Origin of the sequence: Pauljensenia sp. UMB9872 (assembly GCF_030212665.1) — a bacterium.
In the GTDB taxonomy this organism is placed as follows: domain Bacteria; phylum Actinomycetota; class Actinomycetes; order Actinomycetales; family Actinomycetaceae; genus Pauljensenia; species Pauljensenia turicensis_B.
Map to the genome: position 1 here is coordinate 36,244 of NZ_JASOER010000011.1, position 13,840 is coordinate 50,083.

At 56.4% G+C, this 13,840-nt stretch carries 13 protein-coding genes; 2 read left to right on the forward strand and 11 right to left on the reverse strand.

Translation table 11 applies throughout. The features are described 5' to 3' along the window. Window positions 1-2: 2 nt before the first annotated feature. The 11 genes from pdxT to glgA form a co-directional block, all read right to left on the reverse strand. Window positions 3-596, reverse strand: coding sequence for a pyridoxal 5'-phosphate synthase glutaminase subunit PdxT (gene pdxT, locus QP109_RS05715; protein ID WP_285023921.1), 594 nt, complete (start codon window positions 594-596; stop codon window positions 3-5). Then, window positions 590-1,492: a pyridoxal 5'-phosphate synthase lyase subunit PdxS gene (gene pdxS / locus QP109_RS05720; RefSeq protein WP_285023923.1), complete on the reverse strand. Its 903-nt coding sequence runs from the start codon at window positions 1,490-1,492 to the stop codon at window positions 590-592. The genes pdxT and pdxS overlap by 7 nt, the downstream gene beginning before the upstream one ends. Window positions 1,493-1,494: 2 nt before the next feature. After that, window positions 1,495-2,256, reverse strand: coding sequence for a YebC/PmpR family DNA-binding transcriptional regulator (locus QP109_RS05725; protein WP_101627792.1), 762 nt, complete (start codon window positions 2,254-2,256; stop codon window positions 1,495-1,497). A 134-nt stretch (window positions 2,257-2,390) separates the two neighbouring features. Continuing rightward, window positions 2,391-2,885, reverse strand: a complete 495-nt coding sequence (locus tag QP109_RS05730; RefSeq protein WP_285023925.1) for a SixA phosphatase family protein — start codon at window positions 2,883-2,885, stop codon at window positions 2,391-2,393. 224 nt (window positions 2,886-3,109) lie between these two features. After that, a complete protein-coding gene (locus QP109_RS05740) occupies window positions 3,110-3,799 on the reverse strand; it encodes a histidine phosphatase family protein (RefSeq protein ID WP_101627795.1) in 690 nt (229 codons plus the stop codon). A gap of 47 nt (window positions 3,800-3,846) precedes the next feature. Further along, entirely contained in the window at window positions 3,847-6,786 is a 2,940-nt protein-coding gene (locus QP109_RS05745) for a bifunctional [glutamine synthetase] adenylyltransferase/[glutamine synthetase]-adenylyl-L-tyrosine phosphorylase (protein WP_285023930.1), read from the reverse strand. Next, window positions 6,786-8,120 carry a glutamine synthetase family protein gene (locus QP109_RS05750; protein WP_285023932.1) on the reverse strand — a complete coding sequence of 445 codons (1,335 nt, stop codon included), beginning with the start codon at window positions 8,118-8,120 and terminating at the stop codon, window positions 6,786-6,788. Before QP109_RS05750 ends, QP109_RS05745 begins: the two co-directional genes overlap by 1 nt. 72 nt (window positions 8,121-8,192) lie before the next feature. After that, the gene (locus tag QP109_RS05755; protein WP_195224444.1) at window positions 8,193-9,071 is read right to left on the reverse strand and encodes an SPFH domain-containing protein; all 879 of its coding nucleotides are present in this window, start codon (window positions 9,069-9,071) and stop codon (window positions 8,193-8,195) included. An 8-nt stretch (window positions 9,072-9,079) separates the two neighbouring features. Next, window positions 9,080-9,544, reverse strand: a complete 465-nt coding sequence (locus tag QP109_RS05760) for an NfeD family protein (RefSeq protein WP_270772805.1) — start codon at window positions 9,542-9,544, stop codon at window positions 9,080-9,082. Window positions 9,545-9,593: 49 nt separating this feature from the next. Further along, a complete protein-coding gene (locus QP109_RS05765) occupies window positions 9,594-10,379 on the reverse strand; it encodes an ABC transporter ATP-binding protein (protein ID WP_285023936.1) in 786 nt (261 codons plus the stop codon). A 42-nt stretch (window positions 10,380-10,421) separates the two neighbouring features. Then, window positions 10,422-11,645, reverse strand: coding sequence for a glycogen synthase (gene glgA, locus QP109_RS05770; protein WP_285023938.1), 1,224 nt, complete (start codon window positions 11,643-11,645; stop codon window positions 10,422-10,424). A gap of 176 nt (window positions 11,646-11,821) precedes the next feature. On the opposite strand from glgA, the gene glgC reads away from it, so the two are divergent. After that, on the forward strand, window positions 11,822-13,060 hold the full coding sequence (glgC, locus tag QP109_RS05775; RefSeq protein ID WP_285023940.1) for a glucose-1-phosphate adenylyltransferase: 1,239 nt from the start codon (window positions 11,822-11,824) through the stop codon (window positions 13,058-13,060). Continuing rightward, the gene (serB, locus tag QP109_RS05780) at window positions 13,057-13,767 is read left to right on the forward strand and encodes a phosphoserine phosphatase SerB (RefSeq protein WP_502929282.1); all 711 of its coding nucleotides are present in this window, start codon (window positions 13,057-13,059) and stop codon (window positions 13,765-13,767) included. Before glgC ends, serB begins: the two co-directional genes overlap by 4 nt. Window positions 13,768-13,840 lie beyond the last annotated feature (73 nt).

The following is a 13,840-nucleotide window of genomic DNA, read 5'->3' on the forward strand; positions in this document are numbered from 1 at the left end:
GGTCAGCGGTTCTCCACCATTGAAACGAACAGTTCATGCAGGCGGTCATCGCCACCAACCTCAGGGTGGAAGCTAGTTGCCATGACGTTACCTTGACGTACGGCCACGATCGGACCGTCTTCAGCGTTTCCGGCGCGCGCGATCACAGACACGGTGTCGCCAACGGACTCAACCCACGGTGCGCGGATAAAGACAGCGCGGAAATCGTCGCCTTCGATACCGTCAATCACGAGGTCTTCTTCGTAGGAATCAACCTGACGCCCAAAGGCATTACGTCGAACAACCATGTCGAGGGTGGCGAAGCACTTCTGATCATCGCGACCATCTAGGATCGTAGATGAAAGCATAATCATGCCAGCGCATGTGCCCCACGCGGGAAGTCCAGCATCGAGACGGCCTTTCAAAGGTTCAAACATGTCGAAGGAGACCAACAGATTCGACATGGTCGTTGACTCGCCACCGGGGATAATCAGACCATCCACTTTCGCCAATTCGCAGGGACGACGCACCTTAACGGCGCGGGCGCCAGAATTCTCTAGCGCCCGCACATGTTCGTCAACGTCACCCTGAAGGGCGAGAACGCCGATCGTCACCATCCGCGCTCCGCGAGACGGTGAGAAACCGGAAGGTCATCAACGTTGATACCGACCATTGCTTCACCGAGGCCACGCGAGACCTCAGCAATGACGGACGGATCATCGTAGAAGGTGGTTGCCTTGACGATGGCAGCTGCACGCTTCGCCGGATCGCCGGACTTGAAGATACCGGATCCAACGAAAACGCCCTCAGCGCCGAGCTGCATCATCATTGCAGCGTCCGCCGGGGTGGCAATGCCACCGGCGGTGAACAGAACGACAGGAAGCTTACCTTCGCGAGCGACCTCGGCGACCAGCTCGTAGGGAGCCTGGAGTTCCTTGGCGACAACGTAGAGCTCGTCTTCGGGAAGCGAGGTGAGGTGACGGATCTGGTCGCGGATCTTACGCATGTGCGTCGTCGCGTTGGATACGTCGCCGGTACCAGCTTCACCCTTGGAGCGAATCATTGCTGCACCTTCGGTGATGCGACGAAGTGCTTCACCCAGGTTGGTTGCACCGCAAACGAAGGGAACGGTGAAGTTCCACTTGTCGATGTGGTTGGTGTAATCGGCCGGGGTGAGAACCTCGGATTCGTCGATGTAGTCGACGCCGAGGGACTGCAGGACCTGAGCCTCAACGAAGTGGCCGATGCGAGCCTTTGCCATGACCGGGATAGAGACAGCGTTGATGATGCCATCGATCAGATCCGGGTCAGACATACGTGCAACGCCACCCTGTGCACGAATGTCAGCAGGAACGCGCTCAAGCGCCATGACGGCAACTGCGCCCGCATCTTCAGCGATCTTTGCTTGCTCGGGAGTAACGACGTCCATGATGACGCCACCCTTGAGCATCTGAGCCATACCGCGCTTAACCTGCGGGGTACCAACTTCGCGAGTCGACGTGGAGTCAGCCATCGTCACTCCTCTTCTTCCAGCTGCGCACGGACCTCATCCGAGTACGTCATGTTGTTGTAGATGTTCTGAACGTCGTCAGATTCTTCCAGAGCGTCGATCAGTTTCTGAACCTTCAGTGCGCCTTCAAGGTCGACCTCAACGTCGGTCGATGCGACGAACTGAACTTCAGCGGAATCGTAATCGATACCTGCTGACTGGAGCGCCTTACGGACCTCGACAACATCAGAGGCTGCGGATTCGATGACGAATCCATCACCGGTGTCGGTCACTTCTTCAGCACCCGCATCCAGAACGGCTTCCATGATCGTGTCCTCGTCAACGCCGTCTGCTGCGCCGACCTCGACGATGCCACGACGGGAGAAGAGGTAGGAAACCGAACCCGGGTCCGCCAGCGAACCACCCTGACGGGTAAAGCCAAGGCGGACGTCGGAAGCTGCACGGTTACGGTTGTCGGTCAAACATTCGACAAGGAATGCAACACCGTTCGGGCCGTAGCCTTCGTACATGATGGTTTCGTAGTTCGCGCCACCGGCTTCTGCACCGGAGCCACGCTTGACAGCACGATCAATGTTGTCAGCAGGAACGGAGTTCTTCTTTGCCTTCTGGATGGCGTCATACAGGGTCGGGTTACCTGCGGGATCGCCACCGCCAGTGCGTGCTGCAACTTCAATATTCTTGATCAGACGAGCGAAGAGCTTTCCGCGCTTCGCGTCAATGGCGGCCTTCTTGTGCTTGGTGGTCGCCCATTTAGAGTGTCCCGACATTACTGCTCCCTTGAAGGGTGGATTGCGTACCCGTATATCTTAGCGGGATTAGTAAAAGGTCACCGTCTTCAAAGGTGGGCTATGGGACACAGTAAACGTTCGATGCCAATGCCCGTCAGCCTTGAACTTAGCGATTACAGCACGCGCGGGACGGTGACAATCCGTACTGGTAGGTTCGCGCCGGGACGAAAATCAGCGAAGCTTCCTTCGCTTTGAATGATCAGAGCAGTCGCTTTACCGACCCCAAGGCCAAGATCGGCTTTCGCGCTATCGTCTCCGATCAGGTATCCAACATGGCCGATTGTTGGCTGATGTCCGACAATCAGTGCAGATTCTCCAGGCAGGGAGTGAATCGTTTCGATGAGTGACTCTGCCCCGGCATCGTAGATTGAACGATCCTTGTACGTGGTCCTCATTGGCAGGTTCTTCGCGATCTCGTCGAAGGTCTGCCATGCACGCACTGCTGTTGAACTGACCCCTAGTTCGATGTCTCCAACTTCGGCTCGCAGTTTGATACCAAGCTCGTGCGCCCGACGGAGACCACAATCAGTCAACGGGCGCAAGTGATCCGACATTGCGAAATACTCCGGGTCAGAGTGGCGAACAAGGATCAGCGTGCATTGACTCATGCGAAAAGATTACAGTGTGAGGGATCGAGGAGGTTCAATGGCATTGGGACGAGGCCGCGCTGACGGTGTGTGTCAGGCGCGCGAGTGTAATGCGCAGGCGGTGTGGACCATCACCTGGTCAAACCCGAAAATCCCGTGGGCGGATTCCAAGACATGGCTGTCATGCAACGAACACCGCGAATTTCTGTCCGATTACATGAAATACCGGGGTTTCCCTTTTGAGATCAATCCTCTAGATCCCACTGATCAACCGGACGCCTATTCCACGTCAGACCAGTGAATGCACCTCGCAGGTCGTCGGGGTTGTGAGGAACGGAGGTGCCGAATCGTTCGGTGGGCCACTGCAAAATGACGGTTCCCGTATTCGACATGAAGTGAGTCATCACAAGAGTGCCGGAGATGTTGTGCGCAAGCGTCGATGCCAGCAGGCGCAGTAGGGCTCCGTGGGCGACGATCACACCCACGCCGTCCGGATCTTCCTCAAGTACGAGGCCAGCCACTTCGGCGATAACAGGCAACGCACGCGCAAGTGCGTCCTCCCCCGTTTCACCGCCAGACATACGAATGTGAGTTGCACCGTGCGACCAGTTTCCCGTTCCTTCAACGTAAACGGAGTCTGAGAACGGGTCAGCGTTCATCTCAACGTCACCTGAGCGTAATTCACGAATTCCTGGTCTGACCAGCGGAGTCAGGGCGTACTTAGCGCATAGGGGTGCGCAGGTTTGACGAGTGCGGAAAAGAGGTGAAACAGCAACCACTGTTGGAGCCTGCCCGACTTCAGATTCCCAGCGCGAAGCAAGATCGGCGGCTTGAGCCAACCCACCGGCGGTTAACGGTAGTCCAGGCCTGGAGGTGTCAAGAGCGTGTGCTTCATTGGCGTAGGTCTGTCCGTGACGCACGAGGACGATTTTCACCTGTGTGTTTCCGTTTCTTCTTCATGCCCTGGTGTGCAAGGCAGTATTCAGTTCCAAAAGTAGGTATCCATCAATGCGCGCGCTTTGCGCGATCGACGAAGCCATTCTTCTTCCAGCTCAAACTCGCTTGTCACACCATATCCAAGAACGCGTGCCAGCGGGATAAGGTCCTTGAAGTCTCTGGGAACGGTATCGAGTTTAACTCCCGACATTCGCCCGGTTGTCAGCACGTTCGCCGCCCGGATTTGTGATGCGAGGCTCCATGCATTTTCCAACGTCTTCGCATCATCAGGAGCAATCCATCCCGAACGAGTTAATGCGTGGAGTGCATCAATCGTTGACGAGGTGCGTAAAGAGTCATCGGCATGAGCATGTTTCAGCTGAAGAAGCTGAACAATCCACTCGACGTCTGACAGGCCACCCGGCCCCAATTTCACGTGACGCGCGGGTTCGATGCCACGAGGCAGGCGTTCGCTTTCCATTCTTGCTTTGAGCAGACGAATGTCTCTGATCTGGGCCTCGTCAATCGCGCTACCATAGCGCACGCGGTCGATTAACTCCCCCATCGAAAGCATCAGATCATCGGGGCCGGCGAATACGCGCGCCCGAAGGAGCGCTTGGCGTTCCCAGGTCGATGCCCACTTGTCGTAATACTCCGCGTACGATTCGACGGTTCTGGACATCGGTCCGTTGCGTCCTTCTGGGCGTAGGTCTAGGTCAACGCTGACACTCATCTGCGCTGTGACCGTCCCCAGCAATGCTTTCACGCGGTTGATGATTGCCGTTGCAGCGTTCGCAGCGTCGCTATCGCTCACACCATTGGCCGCGCGATGAAAAGCCATGACATCAGCGTCGGAGGCATAGTTTGATTCGCGTCCACCGTAACGTCCCATCGCCACGAACCCAACGTCGACGCGGTGACCGTTCTTGAGTTCTTCTTCGCGCGTTGCAATCGCTAATGCGCCGACAACTGCTGCGTCCGTAGCATCGGAGATTGCCTGCCGCCTGGCTCCGATTCCAGCCACCAAATCGCTCATCGCAGCACGAGTAAGTTCACGCGAACGCATGGCCCGCACGCGATATGCGGCCTTATCCGAATCTCCGTGGCGGTCAATCAACGAGGCCGCCTCGACTTTCAAAGCCTCAGCTTCACGAGGGGCGAGGTCTTTATCAAGATCCAGCCAGGCGACTGCTTCAGGGCGATGTGACAGAGCCTCAGCGATCCACTTCGAGTTCGGGAGCATCTCGCAGAGCCTGGATGCGGCAACTCCGGAATCACGCAGGAGAGCCAAATACCAGTGAGAATCACCGATTTGCTCCGATAGAGCTCTAAAGTTCAGCAGACCAAGGTCTGGATCTGCACCGTTGGAAAGCCACGAAATAAAAACGGGCAGAAGATGACGCTGGATCTTCGCACGCCTGCTTGTGCCCTGCGAGAGCGCCGTAATGTGGGCAAGAGCTCCTCGCGGATCGCGATAGCCGATGGCGTGAAGACGAGCCTGAGCACCATCGGAGTCCAGCGTAGCTTCATCTGGGCTCAGGCCCGCAGTTGCCTGAACAATCGGACGATAGAACACGTCCTCATGGAGCATTCGAACGCGATCTCGGATGCGTTTCAGTTCCTTCGCCAGAGCCTCGGAACTACCGCAATGCTCAAGATCAACTCCCCTGCCCACCGCTCGAAGTTCGTTCGCTGACGTAGGGATCAGGTGGGTGCGACGCATGCGTTGAAGCTGAATACGGTGTTCAACAGCACGCAGAAAGCAGTAGCATTCACGCAGTTCTTGAGCATCACTACGCGCCACATAACCACCGTCGCCAAGGCGAGACAGCGCATCCAACGTTGATCTGACGTGAAGCGAATCATCGGTACGACCGTGGACCAGTTGCAACAGTTGCACGGTGAACTCGACATCACGCAGGCCACCTCGCCCGAGCTTCAGTTCACGGTCAGCTTCACGACGGGGAATCGTGTTTTCAACGCGACGTCGCATTGCTCGAGCATTTTCAACAAAGCCATCACGCCCCGTAGCATTCCAAATGTACGGGGAAGCAACACGGAAAAAGGCCTGACCAAGCTCCGTATCACCAGCTGCCGGGCGAGCTTTAAGAAGAGCCTGGAACTCCCACGTTTCAGCCCACTTATCCCAATACTGTTTGAACGAGTCAAGTGTTCGCACAAGCGCGCCATGACGCCCCTCGGGACGCAGATTCGCATCCACGCTCCAGAGTGGCTGTTCATTACCCGGACCTGAGCATGCCTGAGCCGAAAGCGCCGCCATGCGCGTACCCAGTTCGATGGCACTACGCTCATCAACACCCTCAGCCGGGGCAACAACGTACATTACGTCAACGTCGGAAATGTAGTTGAGTTCTTGAGCGCCCGTTTTTCCCATCGCAATAATCGAAAGACGAGCATTGCCCTGCGGATCAATATCTCGTCGTGCCAGTGCGAGGGCAGCTTCGAGTGCAGCGTCAGCAAGCGCTGCAAGGCGCACACCGACTTCCGGCATATATTCGGGCGGGTTCGGGTGCGTAGCATCGTCAGCAACGAGGTCCAACAAAACTCTGCGATACGCACTACGCAGATCGTCGCCATTGTAGCCGGGACCCGCAACGGGCGTCTTCGACGCTGGATCAGCCCCCACTGCGTGAAGGAGCTCCGTCAACGGTTCGCCGGGTTCAACAAGCAAGCCATCAATGCGTGAAGGGTCAGAAATCAGGTAATCGCCCCACCAGGAAGATGCACCAAAAACCGCGACCAGGCGCCGAAGCCCATCGCCCCCTTGTTCAGCGACTGTGGCTAATTGAGTGGGGGCGGCCTCGTGAAAACGCAGGCAGCTTACCAACGCGGAATCTGGATCGGCGCAGGCGTTGAACAGCGGTAGCCACTCGCCTAGCTCGCCGGGCAGGTCAGCGAAAAATGACGCTGCTCGCACCGGATCCAAGAAACCGCTACCGCGGAGGTCCTTAGGGGCGACCTCCATCAGTAGACCTTCAGGAACTGGCGAATCTCCTGAGGCGTCACCTGCTGGCGGTACTCACGCCATTCCTTTTCCTTGTTGCGCACAACGTAGTCGAAGACCTCTTCACCAAGAGCATCGGCAACCAAGTCAGATTCACGCATCAAACGAACCGCGGAAGCCAATGAGGTCGGCAGAGCCTCGATCCCCATCACCTGACGTTCGCGATCCGTCAGATCCCACACATTGTCCTCAGCTTCGTCGACAAGTTCGAGACGACGTTCAATGCCGTCAAGACCTGCAGTGATCAGAACGGCGAGTGCAAGATAGGGGTTCGCAGCCGGATCCAAGGCACGGTATTCAATGCGCGCTGCCGTACGCTTTTCAGGCTTGTACAGCGGGACTCGAACCAACGCGGAGCGATTGTTATGACCCCAGCACACGTAAGACGGAGCCTCGCCCCCACCCCAGAGGCGCTTATAGGAGTTCACGTGCTGATTGGTGACAGCAGCGATCTCGCAAGCATGTTCCAAGAGCCCAGCAATGAAGTGGCGTCCCGTGCGTGACAGCTGATACTCACCTGACGGATCGTAGAAAGCGTTTTCTTCACCTTCGAGCAGCGAAAGGTGCGTATGCATACCCGAACCCGGGTGGTCAATGAAGGGCTTGGGCATAAACAGTGCGGCGAGGTTCTCGCGCAACGCGACCTCTTCGATGACGGTTCGAGCGGTCATGATGTTGTCGGCAGCACTCACCGCATCGACTGCACGCAGGTCGATTTCGTTTTGACCGGGGCCACCTTCGTGGTGGGAGAACTCGACCGCAATGCCCATATCTTCAAGCATGCGAACCGCGCGACGACGGAAATCATTCGAATGCCCACGCGCAACATGATCGAAATAACCCGCAGAATCAACAGGCTTCAAGTTGTCGACACTGATCGGCTGTTGGAGCAGATAGAACTCAATCTCAGGGTGAACCATCACAGTGAAGCCGCGCTCTTGGGCTCGTTCAACAACGCGTTCCAACACGCCGCGCGGGTCGCTACGTGAAGCCTGACCATCGGGGGTCAACACGTCGCAGAACATTCGAGCAACGGGATCTTCTTCCCCTCGCCACGGCAACATCTGGAACGTCGAAGCATCCGGACGCAATAACATGTCGGACTCGTGTACGCGGGTCATGCCCTCAATCGCCGAACCGTCGAAACCGATACCCTCAGTAAAGGCATCTTCCAACTCGCCCGGATCAATTGCTACAGACTTCAAGACACCAGCGACGTCTGTAAACCACAGGCGAATAAAGCGAATGTCGCGGGCAGCAACCTCGCGCAGAACCTTTTCCTGGATGGGGTCCATGAGTCTCTTCTTTCAATCGGGGGCGACGGTGAGGGGTGATAGCTAAGAACACGTGGTCCACACCGGACAGTTTTACTTGTTCGGGTTAAAACCCTTCGCAATGGAATCCAGAGCAGCCGTCAGTTCGGTGGGAACAACCCACACCTTCGACGAATCCCCCTTGGCAAGTTCCGGAAGCATCTGCAAGTACTGGTAGCTCAGCAGATCGGGCGTTGGATTGCCCTCGTGGATCGACTGGAAGACGGTACCGATAGCCTCTGCTTGACCGCGGGCGCGAGTGACAGCCGCCTGAGCTTGTCCTTCAGCCTTCAAGATGGCGGACTGCTTTTCACCCTCAGCCTGAAGGATCTGCGACTGACGGACACCTTCGGCAGTCAGAATCGCTGCACGCTTATCACGTTCGGCTCGCAACTGCTGTTCCATTGCCTGCTGAATCGACGGTGGCGGATCAATTGCCTTCAGCTCAACGCGATTCACGCGGATACCCCAGCGTCCTGTTGCTTCATCAAGAACACCACGAAGCTGAGTGTTGATCGAGTCGCGACTCGTCAGCGTCTGCTCGAGGTCGAGCGAGCCAATGACATTACGGAGCGTCGTCACCGTCAGCTGTTCGATTGCCTGAATGAAGTTCGCAATCTCGTAGGTCGCGTGCATTGGATCCGTAACCTGGTAGTAAATCACCGAGTCGATGGAAACCACGACGTTATCGGCGGTAATCACCGGCTGTGGAGGAAAGCTGGTGACCTGTTCACGCAGGTCAACGCGTGCTGCAATACGGTCAAAGAACGGAATCAGCACATGCAAACCACCGTACATCACCGTGTGAAAACGACCGAGGCGCTCGATCACCAACGCGCGAGGCTGGGGAACAATCTGGACGCTCTTGGCAAGGATGACTACAACAAGGATCAGCAGGAGCCCAGCAACGAAGGGACCAATACTAATGTCCACGGCGACACTCAACCTTTCTGTTCTTCGAATGATTTACTACGGTTCTCGACGGAGGTAACAACCGCCGTAGCACCGTCGATCTCGCACACATACGCATGTTCGCCCACAAGAAGGGGCTTTTCGTCGATTGTGCGGGCAGACCAGACTTCGCCTTCAAGTTTCACGCGACCACTGCTGGCGTTCACGGTTTCAATCACATCGACCTGTCGCCCAATCAAGGCGTGCACATTGGTTTTCACGTTCGTTTGCGACCAGAGCATACGCATTTTCAGCCACGGACGAAGCGCACAAAGAAAGACCAGCGAGCAGACCACAAAAACGCCGACTTCGGGCCAGAGCCCAGGAACAACAAGAGAGGTTAACGCCGCTGCCAAAGCACCGATGGCGAGCATGAGGAACACAAGGTCAACCGTTGCCATCTCAATCAGTCCAAGAACGATGGCAACAATCACCCACCACAAAGCGTGCGTCATACACACTCCCCTTCACTCGACGTGTCCACGGTGATACCTATTAAGAGACTTACCTGACGGCGCGAGCCCACCAGCGTCCGTTGTCGTTACCGGCACTCAGAGGCAGACAATACGTCGCTGACAGATTCACTCCGGTAATGATGGAATCAATTGCGCCCGACTGGACGACCTTTGCTCCATCCATCAAGACCGCGTGCGTCATTCCGCTGGGAATTTCTTCCACCTGGTGTGTAACCAAAATGACCTGCGGAGCATGCGGACCGGAAATGATCTCTTCAAGAGCTCCGATTAATAGTTCGCGGGCGCCAAGATCCAAGCCAGCGGTAGGCTCATCAAGAATCAGGATCTCCGGGTCTGTCATCAGGCTTCGAGCAAGCAACACGCGTTGCGCTTCGCCCTCAGAGAGAGTTCCAAACTGACGATCCGCCAAATGGTCAATACCGAACGCGACAAGCAGATTGTCGCAACGCGCATCATCTTGAGCTTCGTATTCTTCGTCGCGATGAATTGCGATACCCCACGCTGCCGTGCGAACAAGGTCGCGAACAGTTTGGTGTGCACGAATGGAGGAGGCAAGAGACTTCGAAACAAGTGCAACGCGGGAAGCAAGTTCTTGACGGTCGAGAGCAGAAACGTCTTCGCCATCAAGTTTCACCCCGCCCTGCGCCAATGCTTCACGACCGGCTAGCGCTCGGATAAGAGTTGTCTTACCCGCGCCATTCGGGCCAAGAATCACCCAATGCTGGCCGTGTTCGGTGCTAAAAGACACCGAATCAAGCATCGCAGTTCCACGTTTCCTTACAGTTGCATCCACACATTCAAGGACATAAGTCATACCTATAAGCCTACCTTTGTCGCCGAAATATAATCGGCTGACTCACACCAGTGTGCGATACAGAGCCGCGGTCTTCTGGCCGATGGCATCCCAAGAGAAGTGGTCGCGAGCACGCGTCAGGCCTGCCACTCCCATCGTCTTGGCGCCCTGAGGGTTATCGAGGACTGCGATCAGGCGCTCGGCCATATCATGAACGAAGGTATCGGGCTTCAGAGGAGTGCCGGTGCCGTCATCCATTTGTTCGATCGGAACCAGATACCCGGTCTCGCCGTCGACGATGACATCGGGAATACCGCCCGTTGCCGTACCAACAACGGGCAGACTCAGCGCCATCGCTTCGAGGTTCACAATACCGAGTGGCTCGTAGACCGACGGGGTGATGAACACGGTCGATGCATCCAGAATTGCTGCAATGTCAGGTTGCGGGAGCATCTCAGAGATGAGGATGACGCCCTGACGCTTCGCCTGCAGATCCTTCACAAGCGCATCAACTTCGGCTGCAATCTGCGGAGTATCGGGAGCACCCGCACACAAAACAATCTGAACGTCATCGGGAAGCAGGTTCGCTGCGCGCAGAAAATGGGGCAGACCCTTTTGACGCGTAATGCGTCCAACGAACACAACGGTTCGCTTGGTCGGATCAATCGAATACGTCTTCAGAACGCGTTCTTGGTTCTCGCGTTCAGCGTCGGTAGACGGAGCACGCCACTTCGCCAGATCAATGCCGTTGTGAATGACGTGAACCTTCGCGTCGTCAATGTTCGGGTAGCAGCGCAGAATGTCGGCCTTCATACCGTTCGAAACTGCAACAATGCCGGCCGAGGCCTCGTACGACGTCTTCTCGATGTAGGAAGAAATGCGGTAGCCACCACCCAGCTGCTCGGCTTTCCAGGGGCGCAAGGGCTCCAGAGAGTGTGCTGAAATGACGTGCGGAATATCGTTAAGCAGAGCCGAAAGATGGCCGGCAAAGTTTGCGTACCAGGTGTGCGAGTGAACTAGGTCTGCGCCTTCGGTCTGGGCAGCGATGGAAAGATCTACGCCGAGCGTTTTCAGTGCCGCGTTCGCTCCTGCCAGTTCCGCTAGGTCAGCGTGGCCGACAACTCCAGTTTCGGCTCCTTCGGTTCCGGGTTCACGAGGCCCGTCAAACGCGTGAACGCGAACCTCGTCGAGGCGGGGACGCAGAACTTTAGCAAGTTCGGTAACGTGAACACCTGCACCTCCATAAACAAAGGGCGGATACTCGCGGGTCAGCAGGTCAACGCGCATGATGGTCCTTTCAGGGAAGGCACAAACTTCTTGGGCTAGCCTACCGCGAGCACAGAGCACTCACCGGCGAACCCCCACATGCGTGCACATAGTTGCGAATTCAATGACCATATGTGATGGGCGCCACACAGTGGAATGTGCGTGCAAGATCACACTGACTCTCATAGGCTTAGTCCATGGCCAAAAATCATGTTCTCGCAATTGTTCTTGCAGGTGGTGAGGGAAAGCGACTGATGCCGCTGACCGACGACCGCGCTAAGCCCGCTGTTCCCTTCGGCGGACACTATCGTTTGATCGACTTTGCTCTGTCCAACATCGTGAACTCCGGTTATCTGAAGATCATCGTGTTGACCCAGTACAAGTCCCACTCGCTTGACCGCCACGTCACCAAGACCTGGTACACGTCTCCTCTTCTCGGTAACTTCATCGCCCCTGTTCCGGCTCAGCAGCGTCGCGGGCCTCACTGGTACTTGGGTAGCGCTGACGCTATCTACCAGTCCCTGAACATCGTCGATGATGAGCAACCCGACTACATCGTCATCATTGGTGCCGACAACATCTACCGTATGGACTTCTCTCAGATGGTTCAGCACCACATCGATTCCGGACTCCCGGCCACGGTCGCAGGTATCCGTCAGCCGATCGAACTTGCTTCCGCTCTCGGCGTGATCGACTCGGCAGACGGCAAGATCAACCAGTTCCTCGAAAAGCCAAAGAACGCTGTCGGCCTTGCCGATGATCCCACCAAGGTGCTCGCTTCCATGGGCAACTACGTGTTCACCACGAAGGACCTGATCAAGGCTCTCCGCGAAGACGCACACAACCCCGAGTCCAAGCACGATATGGGTGGCAACATCATCCCGTGGTTCGTCGAGCGTGGCGAGTGCGGTGTATACGACTTCCAAGACAACGACGTCCCGGGTTCGACCGACCGCGACCGTAACTACTGGCGCGACGTTGGTACCCTCGACGCCTACTATGACGCCAACATGGACCTGATTTCAGTCCACCCCGTGTTCAACCTGTACAACCACAAGTGGCCGACGATGACGATGATCGACGGTTCCCTGCCACCGGCTAAATTCGTGTACGGCGAAGAGCACTCGCGAATGGGTCACGCGGTTGACTCCTTCGTCTCCCCCGGCGTCATCATTTCCGGTGGCGAGGTCTACCACTCGGTTATCTCCCCCGGTTGCTACATCCACTCCTGGGCTCAAGTCACTGACTCGGTTGTCATGGATGGCTGCCGTATTGGTCGCCATGCAGTGGTATCCAAGGCAATCCTCGACAAGAACGTTGTTCTTGAAGAAGGCGCTGTCATTGGTCTTGACCACACGCGCGACCGGGAACGTGGCTTCACGGTCACGGATTCCGGTATCACCGTTGTCCCCAAGGGAACGGTTGTTACCCGTTGAGTAATACACCCTGTTCTCTCCCGGACGCTTCGGCGTTCGGGAGAGACGCATTTTCACCCCTGCCTCGCCTGATCGTCACCGATGTTGATTCGACTTTGATCGCCCAAGAGGTCATCGAAGAGTTGGCGCATTTCGCTGGGACGCGCGGGCAGGTTGCTGACATCACCGCGAGGGCAATGAACGGCGAGATAGACTTCGCCGAATCTTTGCGCCTCCGTGTCTCCACCTTGGCGGGTGTTCCCGCTACGGTGTTCGACGAGGTTCTTCATTCGATCACTCCCACCCCCGGTGTTCGCGATCTGATTGATGCGGTTCATGCCCACGGCGGTTTTTTCGGTGTGGTCTCAGGTGGCTTCGAGGAAGTTGTTTCTCCTCTTTGTCACCAGCTGAACATCGATCATTACTTGGCTAACCGACTTGAGGTCACCAACGGCTTCTTGACGGGTAAGGTCCTGGGGGCAATCGTGACCGCGGACGCCAAGGTTCAGGCGTTGGAAGAGTGGCGTCTATTGCACGGACTGGATGTTAACCAGACAGTCGCCATCGGAGATGGAGCAAACGATATTCCAATGCTCCAACAGGCAGGTGTGGGAATCGCTTTCTGCGCGAAGCCCACAGTTCGTGAGCAAGTAAAGTATTCACTGAACGTTGCACAACTGGATCTCTTGATTGAGCCATTGGGACTATCTGGGGTTCCTCGCACCTAAGGCGCACACTGAGTACCAACAGATTCTCAATTGTCGGAGCTTCTGATTAAAGGCGTATCGGATCGGAAATGTT